The organism is Lonsdalea quercina subsp. quercina, from assembly GCF_000688695.1.
In the GTDB taxonomy this organism is placed as follows: domain Bacteria; phylum Pseudomonadota; class Gammaproteobacteria; order Enterobacterales; family Enterobacteriaceae; genus Lonsdalea; species Lonsdalea quercina_D.
In genome coordinates this window covers 23,471-44,221 of record NZ_JIBQ01000001.1, presented here as the reverse complement: position 1 = coordinate 44,221, position 20,751 = coordinate 23,471, and the positions used below count along the sequence as shown (strand labels likewise).

The 20,751-nt window shown below is 58.9% G+C and carries 9 protein-coding genes; 6 read left to right on the top strand and 3 right to left on the bottom strand.

Annotated features, from left to right (window positions below):
- Window positions 1–63: 63 nt before the first annotated feature.
- Window positions 64–9,066, top strand: a complete 9,003-nt coding sequence (locus SB13_RS00140; RefSeq protein ID WP_463605536.1) for an Ig-like domain-containing protein — start codon at window positions 64–66, stop codon at window positions 9,064–9,066.
- A gap of 91 nt (window positions 9,067–9,157) precedes the next feature.
- Entirely contained in the window at window positions 9,158–9,499 is a 342-nt protein-coding gene (locus tag SB13_RS00135; protein WP_026738404.1) for a hypothetical protein, read from the top strand.
- A 55-nt stretch (window positions 9,500–9,554) separates the two neighbouring features.
- Here SB13_RS00135 and lapD read toward each other — a convergent pair whose 3' ends face one another.
- Window positions 9,555–11,504 (bottom strand): cyclic di-GMP receptor LapD, encoded by a 1,950-nt coding sequence (gene lapD, locus SB13_RS00130; protein ID WP_026738403.1) that lies wholly within the window; start codon window positions 11,502–11,504, stop codon window positions 9,555–9,557.
- 9 nt (window positions 11,505–11,513) lie between these two features.
- Window positions 11,514–12,155, bottom strand: coding sequence for a cysteine protease LapG (lapG, locus tag SB13_RS00125; protein ID WP_051616405.1), 642 nt, complete (start codon window positions 12,153–12,155; stop codon window positions 11,514–11,516).
- A 249-nt stretch (window positions 12,156–12,404) separates the two neighbouring features.
- Between lapG and murQ the strand changes: the two genes are divergently transcribed.
- From murQ to tadA, 3 genes are all read left to right on the top strand, one after another.
- Window positions 12,405–13,298 carry an N-acetylmuramic acid 6-phosphate etherase gene (gene murQ, locus SB13_RS00120; protein ID WP_026738401.1) on the top strand — a complete coding sequence of 298 codons (894 nt, stop codon included), beginning with the start codon at window positions 12,405–12,407 and terminating at the stop codon, window positions 13,296–13,298.
- A 44-nt stretch (window positions 13,299–13,342) separates the two neighbouring features.
- Window positions 13,343–14,011, top strand: a complete 669-nt coding sequence (gene yfhb / locus SB13_RS00115; protein WP_051616400.1) for a phosphatidylglycerophosphatase C — start codon at window positions 13,343–13,345, stop codon at window positions 14,009–14,011.
- Window positions 14,012–14,194: 183 nt separating this feature from the next.
- Complete coding sequence (tadA, locus tag SB13_RS00110) at window positions 14,195–14,701, top strand: tRNA adenosine(34) deaminase TadA (RefSeq protein WP_026738399.1); 507 nt, start codon at window positions 14,195–14,197, stop codon at window positions 14,699–14,701.
- Here tadA and mltF read toward each other — a convergent pair.
- A complete protein-coding gene (gene mltF / locus SB13_RS00105) occupies window positions 14,690–16,156 on the bottom strand; it encodes a membrane-bound lytic murein transglycosylase MltF (protein WP_026738398.1) in 1,467 nt (488 codons plus the stop codon). The genes tadA and mltF overlap by 12 nt on opposite strands.
- 280 nt (window positions 16,157–16,436) lie before the next feature.
- Between mltF and purL the strand changes: the two genes are divergently transcribed.
- Window positions 16,437–20,321: a phosphoribosylformylglycinamidine synthase gene (purL, locus tag SB13_RS00100; RefSeq protein ID WP_026738397.1), complete on the top strand. Its 3,885-nt coding sequence runs from the start codon at window positions 16,437–16,439 to the stop codon at window positions 20,319–20,321.
- Window positions 20,322–20,751: the final 430 nt, after the last annotated feature.

Here is a 20,751-nt window from a genome sequence, read left to right as displayed (position 1 = left end):
TACCAGACCACCGTCACCGCGTCGGATAACGGCAACGTCTGGAGTGTCAGCGTACCGGGTGAGGTGCTGGCCGATAACTCGCAGATCCATGCCGAAGTGACCACCACCGATGGGGCAGGCAACGCCACCACGGCCGGTGCTGACCACAGCTACATCGTTGATACGGCAGCACCGGAAGCGTCGATCACCATTGATGACGTCACCGGTGACAACACGGTGAATATTGCCGAAGCGGGTCAGCCGCAGGCTATCACCGGCCGCGTCGGCAACGACGTGCAGGTGGGCGATACGGTGACTGTGACTATTGGCGACCAGTCGTATCAGACCACCGTCACCGCCTCCGATAACGGCAATGTCTGGAGCGTGAGCGTACCGGGCGACGTACTCGCCGGCAACAGCCAGATCCACGCCGAAGTGACTACCACCGATGCGGCGGGTAACCCGACCACGGCGGGTGCTGACCATAGCTACGCGGTCGATACGGCGGCGCCTGAAGCATCGATCACTATTGACGACGTGACCGGTGACAACACCGTCAATATCGCCGAAGCCGGTCAAAATCAGAACGTGACCGGTCGCGTCGGCAACGACGTGAAGGTCGGCGACACGGTCACCGTGACTATTGGCGACCAGTCGTACCAGACCACCGTGACGGCGTCGGATAACGGCAACGTCTGGAGTGTCAGCGTACCGGGCGACGTACTCGCCGGCAACAACCAGATCCACGCCGAAGTGACTACCACCGATGCAGCGGGTAACCCGACCACGGCGGGTGCTGACCATAGCTACGCGGTGGATACGGCGGCGCCGGAAGCGTCGATTACCATCGATGATGTGACGGCAGATAACACCGTCAATATCGCCGAAGCGGGTCAGAATCAGAACGTGACTGGCCGCGTGGGCAACGACGTGCAGGTCGGCGACACGGTCACCGTCACTATCGGCGATCAGTCTTACCAGACTACCGTCACCGCGTCCGATAACGGCAACGTGTGGAGTGTCAGCGTGCCGGGCGAGGTGCTGGCCGGTAACTCGCAGATCCATGCCGAAGTCACCACCACCGATGGTGCAGGCAACGCCACCACGGCGGGTGCTGACCATAGCTACGCCGTCGACACCGCCGCGCCGGAAGCATCGATCACTATTGACGACGTGACCGCTGACAACACGGTGAATATCGCCGAAGCCGGTCAAAATCAGAACGTGACCGGTCGCGTCGGCAACGACGTGAAGGTCGGCGACACGGTCACCGTGACCATCGGCGACCAGTCGTACCAGACCACCGTCACCGCGTCGGATAACGGCAACGTGTGGAGCGTGAGCGTGCCGGGCGATGTACTGGCCGGTAACAGCCAGATCCATGCTGAAGTCACCACCACCGATGCGGCGGGTAACCCGACCACGGCATCTGCCGATCACAGCTATTCCGTTGATACGGCGGCGCCGGAAGCGTCGATCTCCATCGATGATGTCACCGCAGATAACACCGTCAATATCGCCGAAGCCGGTCAGTCGCAGGCTATCACTGGCCGCGTCGGTAACGACGTGCAGGTGGGCGACACGGTGACCGTCACTATCGGCGACCAGTCTTATCAGACTACCGTCACCGCCTCCGATAACGGTAACGTATGGAGCGTGAGCGTACCGGGCGATGTGCTGGCCGGTAACAATGAAATTCATGCCGAAGTGACCACCACCGATGCAGCGGGTAACCCGACCACGGCATCTGCCGATCACAGCTACGCGGTCGATACCGCCGCGCCGGAAGCATCGATCACTATTGACGACGTGACCGCTGACAACACGGTGAATATCGCGGAAGCCGGTCAGAACCAGAATGTGACCGGCCGTGTCGGCAACGACGTGCAGGTGGGCGATACGGTGACCGTGACTATCGGCGACCAGTCGTACCAGACCACCGTCACCGCCTCCGATAACGGCAACGTGTGGAGCGTGAGCGTACCGGGCGATGTGCTGGCCGGTAACAATGAAATTCATGCCGAAGTGACCACCACCGATGCAGCGGGTAACCCGACCACGGCATCTGCCGATCACAGCTACGCGGTCGATACCGCCGCGCCGGAAGCATCGATCACCATTGACGACGTGACCGGTGACAACACGGTGAATATCGCCGAAGCCGGTCAAAATCAGAACGTGACCGGTCGCGTCGGCAACGACGTGCAGGTCGGCGACACGGTGACCGTGACCATCGGCGATCAGTCGTACCAGACCACGGTGACGGCCTCCGATAACGGTAACGTATGGAGCGTCAGCGTGCCGGGCGAGGTGCTGGCCGGTAACAGCCAGATCCATGCCGAAGTGACGACNACCGATGCAGCGGGTAACCCGACCACGGCGGGTGCTGACCATAGCTACGCGGTCGATACGGCAGCGCCTGAAGCGTCGATCACTATTGACGACGTGACCGATGATAATACCGTCAATATTGCCGAAACGGGCCAGCCGCAGGCTATCACCGGCCGCGTCGGCAACGACGTACAGGTCGGCGATACGGTGACCGTCACTATTGGCGATCAAACTTATCAGACTACCGTGACGGCGTCGGATAACGGCAACGTCTGGAGTGTCAGCGTGCCGGGCGACGTACTCGCCGGCAACAGCCAGATCCACGCCGAAGTGACTACCACCGATGCGGCGGGTAACCCGACCACGGCGGGTGCTGACCATAGCTACGCGGTCGATACGGCGGCGCCTGAAGCGTCGATCACTATTGACGACGTGACCGCAGATAACACTGTCAATATCGCCGAAGCCGGTCAGCCGCAGGCTATCACTGGCCGCGTCGGCAACGACGTACAGGTCGGCGATACGGTCACCGTGACTATTGGCGATCAGTCATACCAGACTACCGTCACCGCGTCCGATAACGGCAACGTGTGGAGCGTCAGCGTACCGGGCGATGTGCTGGCCGGTAACAGCCAGATCCACGCCGAAGTGACCACCACCGATAATGCAGGCAACGCCACCACGGCGGGTGCTGACCACGGCTATACGGTTGACACCACCGCACCTGAAGCATCCNTCACCATCGACGATGTGACCGCAGATAACACCGTGAATATCGCCGAGTCCGGTCAGAACCAGAACGTGACCGGCCGCGTCGGCAACGACGTGCAGGTCGGCGACACGGTCACCGTGACCATTGGCGATCAGTCGTACCAGACCACCGTGACGGCGTCGGATAACGGCAATGTGTGGAGTGTGAGCGTACCGGGCGAGGTGCTGGCCGGTAACTCGCAGATCCATGCCGAAGTAACCACGACAGATGCGGCGGGTAACCCGACGACTGCTGCGGCAGAACACGGTTACTCCGTTGATACGGCAGCGCCTGAAGCGTCGATCACTATTGACGACGTGACCGATGATAATACCGTCAATATCGCCGAAACGGGCCAGCCGCAGGCTATCACCGGCCGCGTCGGCAACGACGTGCAGGTCGGCGACACGGTGACCGTGACTATCGGCGACCAGTCGTACCAGACCACCGTGACAGCCTCCGATAACGGCAATGTCTGGAGCGTGAGCGTACCGGGCGATGTGCTGGCCGGTAACACTGAAATTCATGCGGAAGTGACGACGACGGACGCAGCCGGTAACCCGACTACGGCATCTGCCGATCACGGCTACGCCGTTGATACGGCGGCACCGGAAGCATCGATCACCATCGACGATGTGACCGGTGACAATACCGTCAACATCGCCGAAGCGGGTCAGCCGCAGGCTATCACCGGCCGCGTCGGCAACGACGTGCAGGTGGGCGATACGGTCACTGTCACTATCGGCGATCAGTCTTACCAGACCACCGTCACGGCGTCGGATAACGGCAACGTCTGGAGTGTCAGCGTACCGGGCGAGGTGCTAGCCGATAACTCGCAGATCCATGCAGAAGTCACTACCACCGATGGTGCAGGCAACGCCACCACTGCCGGTGCTGACCACAGCTACATCGTTGATACGGCAGCACCGGAAGCGTCGATCACCGTTGATGACGTCACCGGTGACAACACGGTGAATATCGCCGAAGCCGGTCAGCCGCAGGCTATCACCGGCCGCGTCGGCAACGACGTGCAGGTGGGCGACACGGTGACAGTGACCATCGGCGATCAGTCGTACCAGACCACCGTCACCGCGTCGGATAACGGCAACGTGTGGAGTGTCAGCGTGCCGGGCGACGTACTGGCCGGTAACAGCCAGATCCATGCCGAAGTGACCACTACCGATGCAGCGGGTAACCCGACCACGGCATCTGCCGATCACGGCTACGCGGTCGATACGGCGGCACCAGAAGCATCCATCACTATTGACGACGTGACCAGCGACAATACCGTCAATATTGCGGAAGCGGGTCAGCCGCAGGCTATCACCGGTCGCGTCGGCAACGACGTGCAGGTGGGCGATACGGTCACCGTGACCATCGGCGACCAGTCGTACCAGACTACCGTGACGGCGTCGGATAACGGTAATGTATGGAGCGTCAGCGTACCGGGCGAGGTGCTGGCCGGTAACAGCCAGATCCATGCCGAAGTGACCACCACCGATGGGGCAGGCAACCCGACCACGGCATCTGCCGATCACGGCTACGCGGTCGATACCGCCGCACCGGAAGCGTCGATCTCCATCGATGATGTCACCGCAGATAACACCGTCAATATCGCGGAAGCCGGTCAGCCGCAGGCTATCACTGGCCGCGTCGGTAACGACGTGCAGGTGGGCGATACGGTCACCGTGACTATCGGCGACCAGTCGTACCAGACCACCGTCACCGCGTCCGATAACGGCAATGTCTGGAGCGTGAGCGTACCGGGCGAGGTACTGGCCGGTAACAACCAGGTCCATGCTGAAGTCACCACCACCGATGGTGCAGGCAACGCCACCACGGCGGCTGCTGACCATAGCTACGCCGTCGACACCGCGGCGCCGGAAGCATCGATCACCATCGACGATGTCACCGCTGACAATACTGTCAATATCACCGAGTCCGGTCAGCCGCAGGCCATTACTGGTCGCGTCGGTAACGACGTGCAGGTCGGCGACACGGTGACCGTGACTATCGGCGACCAGTCGTACCAGACCACCGTCACGGCGTCCGATAACGGCAACGTGTGGAGCGTGAGCGTACCAGGTGATGTGCTGGCCGGTAACAGCCAGATCCACGCCGAAGTCACGACGACAAACGGTGCAGGCAATGCGACAACGGCAGATGCCGACCACAGTTACACGGTCGATACGGCGGCGCCGGAAGCCAGCATCACCATCGATACGATCACCGACGATGACTCAATCAATCTGGCCGAAAGCAATCAGCCGCAGACCATCTCCGGCCGGGTCGGCAACGATGTGCGTGTCGGCGATACGGTAACGGTTAATGTCGCGGGTCAGTCTTATCAGACCAGCGTGACGACCGCCGCGGATGGGGCCAAGGTCTGGAGTGTCGTTATTCTGGGCAGCGTTCTGGCTCTGGATACTGTGGTGCACGCTGCGGTCACCACCACCGATGAAGCGGGGAATGCGACGACGGCGACGGCCGACCACACTTACACGGTCGATACGGTGCTGCCGGATGCCAGCATCACCATCGATGATGTGACCAGCGACAACACCATCAACATCGCTGAGTCTGGACAAACGCAGACGATCTCCGGTCACGTTGGTAACGACGTGCAGGCAGGCGATATCGTCACGATCAAAGTGGGCGAATTTAGTTACCAGACCGAAGTCACCGTCAATGACGAAGGAGACACTGTCTGGAGTGTGACCGTACCGGGCGACGTGTTGGCCGGCAACACGCAGATTCATGCGGAAGTGACGACCACGGATGTCGTCGGCAATGCGGCAACGGCGTCGGCGGACCATAGTTACGCGGTGGATACGGCGGCGCCGGAAGCCAGCATCACGATTGATGCGGTCACGGCGGATAACACCATTAACCTGGCGGAATCGGGTCAGACCCAGACTATTACCGGCCGTGTCGGCAACGATGTGCATGTCGGCGATATCGTCACCGTCAGCGTGGGGGGACAGACCTATCAGACGAACGTGGTCGCCGCCGCGGACGGCAGCTATGTCTGGAGCGTAGAGGTTCCGGGGAGCGTGTTGGCGGGCGACTCTCAGATTCACGCCTCCGTCACGACGCTGGATGTGGCCGGCAACCCGACCACCGCGACAGACGATCATGGCTACGGCGTGGATACGGTCGGCCCGGATGGCGGTAGTCATACGCTGACCGTCGCAGAGGATACGGCGTTGGCTATCTCCTGGAGCGATCTGGGCGTGTCCTCCGACACCAGCAGCATCGTAATCTCTTCGCTGCCGGACGCCAGCGCGGGTACGTTCTATTACAGCCAGGGCGGCGAATGGCATCAGGTGACCGTTGGTCAGGAATTAACGGCGGGCGATACCGCGTTGCGCTTTGTTCCTGCGGCCAATGTGTCCGGTAACGGACTGGCGGAGCTGAGCTGGCAGCCGGTCGATGCCGCGGGCAACACCGGCTCTCAGGGCGAAGTGTCCATCAATGTCACGCCGGTGGCGGATGCGCCAGTCGTATCGCTGGATATCTCCAGCGGTGAAACCGTACCGACGACCCCGTCTTACATCAAGGTCAACGGCGGTAGTGAAAACGGCGGATTCGACGTTCAGGACGGCAAAATTGTGCGTATCGGAGACAACGTGCGCATCTGGCTGTCTGAAGGCGATACGGTGCCTGAAATTGTGGGTAACGGCGTGGTCGCTTACTACGGTCAGGGGAACACGAATGGCACCAGCAGCCAGTACACCGACCTGTTCGTCGTCCATGACGGCAGCGGTTACTATCAGGACGGCAGCTGGCGCTCGCTGAACGCGGTGACCGGCAATAGCGGGACGGAAGCTTCAGGTACGCGTCCTGACTATATCTTTGTTGAAGGTACGACGGCTGACGGCTACACCACCTACGTCGGTCCGAACAACAATGCCGCCACCAATGTGAACACGTATGACTCCGTGACTATCACGTATCAGGGCAATACGTTGATCAGCGGCGCAAACCATCTGGACGGCATTATCTACGGCGACGGCAGCTACATCGCGGCGGATAAGCAGGACTTCAAGGAAGAGTCTGTGGCGGAACAGGCGGGTTATCAGCAGCATGAGTTGACCGTGTCTGCCGCGCTGACCGACCTTGACGGCAGCGAGCAGCTGTCGGGCATTACGTTGACGGGGATTCCGGAAGGTTCCGTGTTGACCGATCACATCAATAACGTGACGGTCACCGTCGGCGCGGACGGCGTGTACCTGATTACCAATGCTCAGCATTTGGACACGCTGGCCGGAACCATCACTATCCAGACGCCTGTTGATGCCGGTAAGTTCGACATCATTGCGCAGGCGACGTCGACCGAAGTGGCGAACTATGATTCGTCGACCGGCTACTCTTCGCAGGAAGTCGAACAGTTCGGCGCGACGATGGGCACCACCGGCGACGATACGCTGACGGGGACGAACAGTAACGATCTGATCGTGGGTGACGTATCCGGTCTGCAGATCATGGAAGGGCAAAACTACAATATTGCCTTCCTGGTGGACTCCTCCGGCAGTATGTCGAATGACAGCATCAACAAGACGGTAGCTTCGTTGACCACGGTCTTCAACAACCTGATCAAGAGCACGTCGGACGTTCATTCAGGGTCGGTGAATGTGTTCCTGGCGGACTTCGATACGAAAGTCGGCCAGACCATCTCCGTCAACCTGTCGGATTCGACCGCCTTGTCCAAACTGGTCGCGGCGCTGCAGACAATGACGTCCGGCGGCGGTACGAACTACGAGGATGTGTTCAAAACTGCGGCGAACTGGTTCCAGAGCGATACCGTGGAAAGCAATCCCGGCACCAATCTGACCTATTTCATTACCGATGGTGAACCGACCTATTATCAGGCGGGGGAAACGGATACGGTTAAGGTCAGCAGCCGTACGACGCTGGATATCGACTCGTTTGATTACCAACCGGGCCAGACCTACTATATGAACATCTCCGGGGTAAGCCGTGAGGTGATCAGCAGTACCGGCGACGTCTACTACTACTCCAACTCGGGTCGTGGCGGCGTGACGCGGACGGTGATTGGCCAGGTTCATGCCGAGGGCGACGGGACTTACGAGATCTCTCATCTGGCGGGCACGGGTTACAACGCCAACTCGGCGACGATGTCGAACTCGTCTGAAGGCTATGCCTTGCTACATTCGGTATCGAATGTGGAAGCCATCGGGGTTGGGGATTCGTTGAACGCATCGAGCCTGAAAAACTACGATAGCGACGGCGTGGTCTTGGATCATATCGATCCGGCCCAACTGTCAGAAGCGATTCTGGGATCGAACCAGTCTCTGACCGGCGGGCACGATACGCTGCTGGGCGGTAACGGCGACGATATCCTGTTCGGCGACTCTATCTCGTTCGACGGCATCGACGGCAATGGTCTGCCGGCCTTGCAGCAGTATGTCGGCAACCAGCTGCATCTGGGTTCGGATACCACCGCATCCGTTCAGCAGGTACATGAGTATATCGCCGGACATAGCGCTGAATTCGATATTGCCAGTTCACAAGGCGGTAATGATACGATTAGTGGCGGTTCGGGTAATGATATCCTGTACGGACAGGGCGGTAACGACAACCTGGACGGCGGATTGGGTGACGATATCCTGTATGGCGGAAGCGGCGATGATGTACTGAGAGGCGGGGTCGGCAACGACACGCTCATCGGCGGCAGCGGCGCGGACACCTTCGTCTGGAAGGCGGGCGATACCGGTTTCGACACCATTAAGGACTTCAATCCGGCGGAAGGCGACCGCATCGACCTGAGCGATCTGGTCGGCGAGCTGGAAGCGGGAACGGATATCAGCCACTATATTCGCATTGTGGATAACCAGGGTTCGCCAACGATTGAGGTGAGTACCCAAGGCCAATTCACGGAGCAGGGTGGCGCGACGCCGGACACGTCCATCACGTTGGAACATTACAACGGGACGATGCCTTCTCTGGAAAGCCTGATTGCGAAGCCGGAACATAGCTCTTAGTCATCAAGACTTAACGCGCAATAGGCAACACAAAGGAAACCGGACGTTATGCGTCCGGTTTCCTTATTGGCAGTATGTGAAAGGACAGCCTATGTTTTATATATTACGAGATAACGACGGTAACCTGGTTCGGGTGGAGCCAACCCCTTTCGAAGGGATGAACGGCGAGCTGCTACAGGACTCGGTTGAGGCACAGGCGTGGATGAATAATCAACAGTCGATTCTTTCTAGTCTGGAACAGCTGCGCAACAGCGACCTGGAAATGGTGCGAGTGCTGGAGGACCTGATTCAGGTACTGACCAGCAAAGGGTTGCTGAATATCACTGATTTCCCGCAGGCGGCGCAGCTGAAATTGATTCAGCGTGCGCAGGCGCGTGAAGCGTTAGGGGGATTGGATGCGCTGATTCGAGATGACGAAGAGGGGATGTTTTGAAACTCGGTCCTGATACGAACTGACTTGCCGTTGCCGGCAAGTCAGTTGCCTGGACTCAGGATAGCGACACGGGGAAGGGTTCACCCAACAGTCGGCCCATCGCGCCTTTAATGCCAAGCGCTCGCAGTTCTTCCAGCTCGCCTTTCGTTTCCACCCGTTCCGCGATCAGCGGCAAATCAATACTATTCATCGCGCGTTGCAGTGCAGTGATAAACACCTTCTTATCCTCCGCCTCATCGATATCACGAATATAGCTGCCGTCGATTTTCAGGTAGGCCAGGCCCCATTTCGACAGATTGCCGATAATGGTAAAGCGGCCGCCAAAGTGCTGCAGCCCCAGTTTACAGCCGAACTCGTTTAGCAGTTTCACCAACAGGTCGAGCTGCTTGGCGTCGGGCAGTTGGTTTTCGTCCAGTTCCAGAATTAGACGCGCGGCCCGCTGCGGATGCGCTTTCAGCGGCGCCAGCCATTCGGCCATCAGTTGCAGATCCAACACGGTGCTGCCGGACAGGCTTAAGGCCAGCGTGCCGTCGTACCGCTGCAGATAGGCGAGGGCATGTTTCATCATGACCTGATCAAGACGCGTGTTCCATCCGAAGCGTTGAACCCACGGCAAGAATTGCCCGGCGTTGATGGTGTTGCCTTCCTGGTCGAGAATGCGGGCCAGCACTTTGTGATGAAGGATCTGACCGGTCTGAGCGCAGTCCATCACCGGCTGCAGGAACAGCTGGACTTTTTCCTGCGCCAGCAATGGATCCAGCAGGGTGAACCAGTGATGGCGGTCCGCCACCCATTGAGATTCCTGGCCGTCTTCCTCTTCTTCCGCATGGATATCCGAATTGCGTTCCGCCTTCATCAGCAGGCGATCGCCTCTGATAAACAGCGACGCCGGCGAATCCCCATGCTGGAACGATACCAGCGCCAGGCGAGCCACGGGAGACACGTCCGTCTCGCCGGTCAGAAACAGCGCCTCGATTCGGTTCGACAGTTCGTCAGCCAGTGCTTGCGCCTCTTTCTGAACCAAACCGGGACAGAAAATGGCGAACTCTCCGCCGCGGATACGCGCGGCGAGGCTGTCGGCTTCGACATAACGTTTCCTGCATTTCAGGATATTTTGCGCGACGGAGGCCAGCAGGGCATCGGTTTTAGCCGCGCCCAGACGCTGGTTCATGCCCGCCAGATCCTGCAGTCGCAGCATAATCAGATAACCGGTGGAGGCTTCCTCATCGCTCAGGCGAGTTTCCAGCTGGATATCCATCGCGCGGCGGTTGGCCAGTCCGGTTTGCGGATCTTGATAGGCTTCCTGACGTAAGCGCTCGCTTCGCTGAGCTTCCTCTTCGAACAGGGTCTGCAATTTGGTGACCATCAGGTTCATGGCCTGAACGACCCGGCGCAGCTCCGGCGTTTTGGGCAGTTTGGGGATGCTCAGGAACTCGCGACGACAAATCGCGAGCGACTGTATGACCATATCATCCAGCGCGCGCAGCTGACGACGCAGGAACCAGGCGCCGAGCACCAGTCCGATTGCGCCGCATGACAGCAGCCAGAGCAGCGAAGCGGAGGTGCCTTCCCACAGTCTGGAGATGGCAAACATTGGGTGGCTGACGACCTCGACCCGCGCCGCCTGTTCCCAGCCGCGCATCACGATGGCCTGACCATTGCCGGGCTGCAAGTCCACCAGCCGGACAAACCAGGCGGGAACGTTCGATACTTCCGGCGAAGTCGCGCGCTCCATCGTCACCTTGTGGGTTTCCAGATCGATGACGCGAATACTGGAAAAATAACCGCTATCGAAAATAGAACTGACCAGTAGTTCCACCATCGCCGGATCGTCGATATTCGGCGTGAGCGCCACGCCCAAAGCCGTGGCGGCATCCTGAGCGTGCGAGTGCAACTGGTTGTTATATTGATCGCGTGAACTTTCCAGGTTGGCGATAAAACTACCGCTGAAAATGAACAGCATAAACAAACAGATGGCTATCAGTAATTGTTTAAATAGCGACATTGCCCCATCCTACTCATCAAGAGAAAATCCTTCTGCGCGCATTTTAATTAATAAATCCTGCCAGCGAGACAGTCGTTTGCTGTCGCCGGCGCGTCGGTTGCCGCCTGAGCCAGGCAGCCAGAGTCCGTCGCCATTAAAGGAATATACCGGCAGCAAATCCTTACGCTGGGTGGCGGGACGGATCTCGGTGATCAAACTATCCAGGATCAACGGGATGGCGTTGGGTGAAGGGTAATAGCTCAGCACCATATGCGCACGGTTCAGGCTCAGCGCTTTAACGTAGGTGATACGCAGCTTTTCACGTTCGACGCCAAGGTGAATGAGCGTCAGATATTTGGCGATCGCATAGTCTTCGCAGTCGCCCATCCCTTTTCGCAACATCTCGATCGGCGTGGCCCAGTAATCTTCCTGCTGCCAGACGTCGATATCTTCCCGGTAAGCTATTCTGTCATTGAAAAAGCGGTTGACCGACTCCAGTTTTTGACTTTCGGTCGCCGTTTGCTGCGCCTGCATCAACGCTTGCCAGGCGGCTATCCGCTGGCGTGCTTCCGGCGTGGCCTGACCATAGCGCTGATCGGTAATTGAGTTGATGGCGGAGAAATTCCAGTCCGCATAGAGCGTACCCGCCACCAGCAGCAGGCTGCCGATGATGAGGNTTAATAGAACATGAACTAATGACTGGCGCTGCGCATGAAATTTCAACGTGACGTCTCTGTTACCCACCGGTGGATCCGGACTCCGTGGTCTGAAATTGACGCCTGAACAAACAAGCATTGTAGACCGATGCCGCATAGCTTACTTTGAACGGCTGAAAAGTGCCATGTGATAACGATAGCAGGTACGACTGATTTATCACGAAGCTGATACGTATCAGCTTCGCGTTTATAAGCGAGGAAGCGTATGGATTTAGGGGCATTGGTATCCGAGAGCCGTCACCCGGCGACGATGGATTTGGATCGTATGGCGACGCTGGACATGATGGCCCTCATCAATCAAGAGGACCAGCAGGTGCCGGAAGCGATTCGGCAGGTGCTGCCGGCGATTGCCCAGGCGGTGGACATCACTGCCGCGTGCATGAAGGCGGGCGGTCGGCTGATCTATCTCGGCGCGGGGACCAGCGGACGTTTGGGCGTGCTGGACGCTTCCGAATGTCCTCCGACCTTCGGCCTCGCGCAGGGGCGGGTGATCGGGCTGATCGCGGGCGGTCCCGGCGCATTATTACAGGCGGTGGAAGGCGCGGAAGATAACCCGGTAGGGGGCGAGGCCGATCTGGCGGCGCTGTCGCTGACCGCCCAGGACATGGTGATTGGGCTGGCGGCATCCGGCAGAACGCCCTATGTGATTGGCGGCCTGGAGTATGCGCACCGCATCGGCTGCCATACCGCGGCCATTTCCTGCAATCCGGCGTCGCCGATCGCCCGGCTGGCGGAGATCGCCATCTCTCCGGTCGTCGGGCCGGAAGTGCTGACGGGGTCGACGCGGCTGAAATCCGGCACCGCTCAAAAGCTGGTCCTGAATATGATTTCCACCGGCGCGATGGTCAGGTTGGGCAAGGTGTACCAAAATCTGATGGTGGATGTGAAAGCGACCAACGCCAAGCTGGTGGATCGCGCCTGTCGCATCGTTGTGGAAGCTTCCGGCGTGGAGCGCGACATCGCGCGGCGGGCGCTGGAACAGACGGGGTATGAGGTCAAACCGGCCATCGTGATGATTCTGACCGGCTGCGACGCCGCTCAGGCGCAGGAAAAACTGGCGCGGCATCAGGGATACCTGCGAGACGCCATACAGGAATAGCGCAATCCGCTTTTCACAACCCATGACAGCAAAACGAGGCGGGGATGCTCCCGTCATACATAAAGGAGCCGGTTTTGAACGATAAGCAAAATTTGCGCGTCGTATTTTTTGATTTGGACGGCACACTGCATCAGCAGGATATGTTCGGCAGTTTTCTGCGTTTTCTGATCCGGCGTTTGCCGTTGAATCTACTGGTGGTCATCCCCGTGCTGCCGGTAGTCATGCTTTCGCTGCTGTGCGGGGGCAGGGCGGCTCGCTGGCCGATGAGCTGTTTGTTGTGGGCCATCACGGTAGGCCGCGGCGAGGCGAAGCTCGAACAGCTGGAAAAAGCGTTCGTGGATAGTTTTCGCCAGCAGGTGACGCCGTTTCCCGAGGTACAGCAAAGGTTGACCACTTATCTGAGCGCCAGCGATGCTCAGGTGTGGCTGGTAACCGGCTCGCCGCAGCGGTTGGTGGAGGCGGTCTACCGCGACGCGCCTTTTCTGCCGGGCGTACGGCTGATGGGCAGCCAAATCTCCCGCCGCTATGGCGGGTGGGTGCTCACATTGCGCTGTCTCGGCCGGGAAAAAGTGGTGCAGATGGAACGCCATCTGGGCGTTCCGCTGAAGCTCTACAGCGGTTACAGCGACAGCAAACAGGATAACCCGCTGCTCTACTTCTGCGAACACCGCTGGCGGGTAACGCCGCAGGGGAGTTTGCAACAGCTGGAGTAATTCCTCTCCATAAAACGCCGTGTACAGGCTCGTCATCCTTCCTGTGGCAGGTGCGTTGGCCCTAATCTCTGATTGACGTCAGCGCACCGGCGGCGTTTGCCGTCTTACCGCCTTCCTGCAACGCGACTCATTTCGAGTATAATGCCCGCCGCTTACGAGGAATTGACGGGTAAAAGAGGCACGATGAACAGCGTAAATGATGATGAATTCTGGATGCAGCACGCGCTGACGCTGGCGCAACGAGCCTGGGATGAAGGCGAAGTTCCCGTCGGCGCGGTGCTGGTACTGGACAACCAGGTCATTGGCGAGGGCTGGAACCGCTCTATCGGTCAGCATGATCCCACCGCGCACGCCGAGATCATGGCGCTGCGTCAAGGTGGAAGAGTGGTGCAAAACTATCGTCTGCTGAACAGCACGCTGTATATCACGCTGGAGCCGTGCGTGATGTGCGCGGGGGCGATGGTGCACAGCCGTATCGGGCGTTTGGTATACGGCGCCGCCGACGCCAAGACGGGCGCGGCCGGATCGCTGGTGGACATTTTACGTCACCCTGGCATGAATCATCAGATTGAGATCACCTCGGGCGTGCTGGCGGAGGCCTGTTCAACGCAACTGAGCGACTTTTTCCGTCAGCGGCGGAAAGAGCAGAAGGCGCGCCGAGCGGCGGCCAAAGGGGAATCACTTCCCTGACGAAGACATTCCGGACTGCACCAGCGCCGGAGAGACGGCGGGATAGCCTTCACCCGCCTGCTTGACGTGCTGGGCTTTGTTCTCTTTTTCCGTCAGGTAGCCGACCAGGCTGATCATATAGCGACGGATGTTTTCCACATAGTTGTAGGCTTCGTGACCACGCGCGTAGCCGTTGGCAGTCTGCTGGTAATAGCGTTTCTGACTTAGCATCGGCAGCCGCATTTTAACGTCCGCCCAGCTGTCTGGGTTGCCTTTCTGCTTCTCGGTCAGCTTGCGCGCATCCATCAAATGGGCGTAACCCATATTGTAGGCCGCCAGCGCGAACCAGATTTTCTCGTCGTCCGGAATGGAGTTCGGCATACGTTGCATCATCAGCGACAGGTATTTCGCGCCGCCGCGAATGCTCTCCTCGGGATTCAGCCGGTCGACCACCGCCAGGCTTTCCGCCGTGTTCTTCGTTAACATCATCAGACCGCGCACGCCGGTAGGCGAGGTCGCCAGCGGATTCCAGTGCGACTCCTGATAAGAGATGGCGGCCAGCAGCTTCCAGTCCATCTCCGTGGCATAGCGCTCAAACAGCGACCGCAACCCCGGCAGGGTATTGTCGATCGCATTCAGAAACGTGGTGGTGTCTACGTAGTCGAACTCCCCGACGTGACCCAGATATTTCTCTTCCAGACGCGCCAGCGAGCCGTCTTCGGTGATCCGGCTGAAGAAGTCCAGCATGGCGGCGGACAGGCTATCGTCGTGGGTCTGACGCATATACCAGTTCACCGGCTCTTCATCGCTGAGATCGAACGCGACAGCCAATTGCGGATAGATGCGCTGCAACAATCCGACGCTGATAGAGTCGGCAATCGTGTAATCCAGCCGTCCATCGACCACCTGCTTAAGCAGATCCAGCTCGGAAACATTCGTGCTGGTTTCCCAGCTCAGGTTCGGAAACTGTTTGGACTGCTGCTCGCGCAACGTGGATATTTGCGCGGAGCCGGACAAGACCGCCAGTCGCCCTTTGAGCTTGCCAAGCGACGTGGGACGCGGCGAACCCAGTCGATACACCAGCTGCTGCGAGACGGAATAGTAGGTGGGGCCGGCACGGAACGACTGCGTCCGATCATCGCTGTAAATCAGGGCTGCTGCCAACATGTCGGCGTCGCCGTTGTCGAGATCGGCGAATAATTCATCAATGTTCTGACGTGTGGAAACGACCAGCTTCACGCCGAGGTAATCGGCGAATCGTTTAGCCAGTTCATAATCGAGCCCTGACGGGGAGCCCCGGTGTAGGGAGTAGGTCAGTGGAGAAACAATCGTACTGACACGTAGCTCACCACGTGAAAGGATTTGCCTGAGTTGGTCGTCTTGGCTGCTGCGCCAGGGAATATTCGGCCACAGCGCCAATGCCAATAACAGTGCAATCACCCCGATGAAAAAATAATTTATCGTTAAACGCTTCAAGGAATTTGATGTCTCTCGGCGGCCTTAAGGCCTGTCTGTCTATTAGGCAGTTTCTTATGCTGAGTGTCCCAGAGTCGGGGCATTTTGCGTAACAAACCGCCAGGGTGCAACTTTTATTGCCCTGGTAACGAATTGGTCACCTATCATCAAAGATGTTCGACTATTGCCGCGCAAACGGTTTCGTCGCGCGGCGGTATTCTCTATAATGTGCCGCGTTCCCCCTCCTGTAGCGCCATGGTGCCCCGCTATCGGTGCATCGAAGACGAGAGAATGTGAAATGATGGAAATACTGCGTGGTTCCCCGGCTTTATCGGCTTTTCGTATCAACAAACTATTGGCGCAATGCAAAGACAATCTCCTGCCCGTCAGCGATATTTACGCCGAATATGTGCATTTTGCCGACGTGACCGCACCGTTAAGCCCCGATGAAAAAACGCAGCTGGCCCGCCTGCTCAAATACGGCCCTTCACTCCCCGAACACGATCCGGCAGGCCACCTGCTACTGGTCACGCCTCGTCCCGGCACTATTTCTCCCTGGTCTTCGAAAGCCACGGACATCGCGCACAACTGCGGTCTGAACACCGTTCGTCGACTGGAGCGCGGTTTGGCCTTCTATATTTACGCGCCGACGCTGAACGAAGCGCAGTGGCGGTCGCTGAGCGAACTGCTGCACGACCGTATGATGGAGACGGTATTTAGCGAGCTACAACAGGCGGAGCGTCTGTTTGAACAGCACGCGCCCGCACCGCTTCAGCGGGTGGACATCATGGCGGAAGGGCGCCAGGCGCTGGAAGCCGCCAACCTTCGTCTCGGCCTGGCGCTGGCGGAAGACGAAATCGACTATCTGATCGACGCGTTTACGCGCTTGAACCGGAACCCGACCGACATCGAACTTTATATGTTCGCGCAGGCCAACTCGGAACACTGCCGACACAAAATCTTCAACGCAGACTGGGTTATCGATGGCGTGAAACAGCCCAAATCTCTGTTCAAAATGATTAAAAACACCTATGAACAGACGCCGGATTTCGTGTTGTCCGCTTATAAAGACAATGCCGCCGTCATGACAGGCTCCGCCGTGGGACGTTTTTTCCCCAACCCGCAGGGCCGCTATGAATATCATCAGGAAGATGCGCATATCCTGATGAAAGTGGAAACCCACAACCATCCCACCGCGATCTCGCCGTGGCCGGGGGCCGCAACCGGCTCCGGCGGCGAAATTCGTGATGAAGGCGCGACCGGACGCGGCGCCAAGCCGAAAGCCGGACTGGTTGGTTTTTCCGTTTCCAACCTGCGTATTCCCGACTTCATTCAGCCGTGGGAGCAGGACTTCGGCAAGCCGGATCGCATCGTCAACGCGCTGGATATCATGCTGGAAGGCCCGCTGGGCGGGGCGGCGTTCAACAACGAATTCGGCCGTCCGGCCCTGACCGGTTACTTCCGCACCTACGAGGAGTCGGTCGACAGCCACAACGGCACGGAAGTGCGCGGTTACCACAAACCCATCATGCTGGCGGGCGGGATCGGCAACATTCGTGCGGATCATGTGCAAAAAGGTGAGATCTCCGTCGGCGCGAAGCTGATCGTGCTGGGCGGACCGGCAATGAATATCGGTCTGGGCGGCGGCGCAGCCTCTTCCATGACCTCCGGACAGTCCGATGCCGATCTGGACTTCGCCTCGGTGCAGCGCGATAACCCCGAAATGGAACGTCGCTGTCAGGAAGTGATCGACGTCTGCTGGCAGCTCGGTGACGAAAACCCGATCCTGTTCATTCACGATGTGGGCGCGGGCGGCCTGTCCAACGCCATGCCGGAGCTGGTCAGCGACGGCGGCCGCGGCGGTCGTTTCGAACTGCGCGACATCCTGAATGACGAACCGGGCATGAGCCCGCTGGAAGTCTGGTGTAACGAGTCGCAGGAACGTTATGTGCTCGCGGTCGCCCCAGAACAGCTGGCGACATTCGACGCCATTTGCCGCCGCGAGCGAGCGCCGTACGCCGTGATCGGCGAAGCGACCGAAGAACAGCATCTGACGCTGAACGATCGTCACTTCGACAATCAACCGATCGACATGCCGCTGGAAGTGCTGCTGGGTAAAGCGCCGAAAATGCAGCGCGATGTGACCCGACTGCATAACGAAGGCAAGCCGCTCAACTTTGACAACATCTATCTGGCTGATGCCATCGAGCGGGTGCTGCATTTGCCGGCCGTTGCCGAAAAAACCTTCCTGATCACCATCGGCGACCGCAGCGTGACCGGGATGGTCGCACGGGATCAGATGGTCGGACCGTGGCAGGTGCCGGTCGCTGACTGCGCCGTGACGACGGCCAGTCTGGATAGTTACTATGGCGAGGCGATGTCTATCGGGGAGCGCGCGCCGGTGGCGCTGCGTAACTTCGCGGCGTCGGCCCGTCTGGCGGTGGGGGAAGCGCTGACTAACATCGCCGCCACGCACATTGGCGATCTCAAACGCATCAAGCTCTCCGCCAACTGGATGTCCGCCGCCGGGCATCCTGGCGAGGACGCGGGGCTGTATGAAGCCGTCAAGGCCGTCGGCGAAGAGCTGTGCCCGGCGCTGGGGCTGACAATCCCCGTAGGCAAAGATTCGATGTCCATGAAAACCCGTTGGCAGGAAAACGGGGAGGATCACGCCGTTACGTCGCCGCTGTCGCTGGTTATCACTGCGTTTGGTCGCGTCGAAGACGTGCGGAATACCGTCACGCCGCAGCTGCGCACCGACAAAGATAATGCGTTGCTGTTGATCGACCTTGGCGTCGGTCATCACGCGTTGGGCGCGACGGCGTTGGCGCAAGTTTATCGTCAGCTGGGCCGTAAAACGGCGGACGTGCGCAGCCCTGAACAGCTGGCCGGATTCTTTAATGCCATGCAGAAGCTGGTGGCCGACAAGGCGCTGCTGGCCTACCACGACCGCTCTGACGGCGGCCTGATGGTGACGCTGGCGGAGATGGCCTTTGCCGGTCATTGCGGCCTGTCAGCCGACATCGGCAGCATGGGNGAAGACGGTCTGGCCATTCTGTTTAACGAAGAGCTGGGCGCGGTCATTCAGGTTGAAGCCGCACGACGCGCGGAAGTTGAGCAGGTGCTGGCGGAGTTTGGTCTGGCAGAGTGCGTGCACTATCTGGGTCGCGCGGAAGAGGGCAATCAGTTCGTCATCTCGTTGGGTAAAGAAGTTATTTATCGTGAGAAACGCTCCACGCTACGCAGCTGGTGGGCAGAGACAACCTGGCAGATGCAGCGTCTGCGCGATAACCCGCAGTGCGCTGATGAAGAGCATCTGGCGAAAGAAGACGATAGCGATCCGGGTCTGAACGTTTCGCTGAGCTTCGATCCGCAGGAGGATATCACCGCGCCGTTCATCAATACGCAGGCGCGTCCGAAAGTGGCTGTGCTGCGTGAACAGGGCGTCAACTCGCATGTGGAAATGGCCGCGGCGTTCGATCGAGCCGGATTTGAGGCTATCGATGTCCATATGAGCGACCTGCTGGCGGGTCGGCGCGGCCTGCAGGACTTCCAGGCGCTGGTCGCCTGCGGCGGCTTCTCCTACGGCGATGTGTTAGGCGCAGGCGAAGGTTGGGCGAAGTCGATTCTCTTCAACAGCCGCGTCCGCGATGAATTCTCGGCGTTCTTTACGCGTCCGCAGACGCTGGCGCTGGGCGTGTGCAACGGTTGTCAGATGATGTCGACGCTGCGTGAACTGATCCCTGGCGCGGAGAACTGGCCGCGCTTCGTCCGCAACAAATCAGATCGCTTCGAAGCACGCTTTAGCCTGGTGGAAGTGGCTCAAAGCCCTTCTTTGTTTATGCAGGATATGGCCGGTTCGCGGATGCCGATCGTCGTGTCGCATGGCGAAGGGTTGATGGAAGTGCGTGATGCCGCGCAGCTGGCCGTCTTGGAGCAACAGCAGCTGGTGGCGTTGCGCTTCGTCAATAACTACGGTCAGGTTGCAGAAAACTATCCGGCTAACCCGAACGGTTCGCCGCGCGGGATTACCGCGGTGACCAGCGTTGGCGGGCGCGCCACGATCATGATGCCGCATCCTGAACGTGTATTCCGCACCGTCAGCAACTCCTGGCACCCGGATTCCTGGGGAGAGGACAGCCCGTGGATGCGTATGTTCCGCAATGCGCGTAAGCAGCTCGGCTAAGGGTTTGCAACTTAGCGGAATCACAGCAAGAAAAAGGGACGATGTCCCCGAAGCCGGACACCTTGTGTGTCCGGTTTTTTATGGGTCTAAACCGTGACATTACGCTGTAACGAACGATCGGATAATACGCCGTTGCCGATCCGAAAGATGGTGTGTTTTGCAGCCGCGCTAGGTTTCCCGCGGAGCCTTGCAAACGGCACAGGAAAGCGGCATGGGTAGCGCTGAAAGAACGCTGCCGTTTTCCTGCCCTATGGCGGGTTTCAACCCACTTTTAAATATGTGCTCCGAACGGGCTGTCTCATAGTCACGACAATGCTATTTTTGACTGTCTCCTAATGGAGACATCTATTTTATTGATAAATATGAGTTTTATTTTTTAACTATTGTGGTGTCGGTTTTTAGCGACAGAAAACCCAGAGGCGCAAGGCGA

What these genes read in the sequence shown, in the direction of transcription:
- yfhb (WP_051616400.1), top strand. Translation starts at nt 13,343, where the DNA reads ATGCTCCCGTCATACATAAAGGAGCCGGTTTTGAACGATAAGCAAAAT.
- lapD (WP_026738403.1), bottom strand. Translation starts at nt 11,504, where the DNA reads ATGTCGCTATTTAAACAATTACTGATAGCCATCTGTTTGTTTATGCTG.
- tadA (WP_026738399.1), top strand. Translation starts at nt 14,195, where the DNA reads ATGAACAGCGTAAATGATGATGAATTCTGGATGCAGCACGCGCTGACG.
- murQ (WP_026738401.1), top strand. Translation starts at nt 12,405, where the DNA reads ATGGATTTAGGGGCATTGGTATCCGAGAGCCGTCACCCGGCGACGATG.
- SB13_RS00135 (WP_026738404.1), top strand. Translation starts at nt 9,158, where the DNA reads ATGTTTTATATATTACGAGATAACGACGGTAACCTGGTTCGGGTGGAG.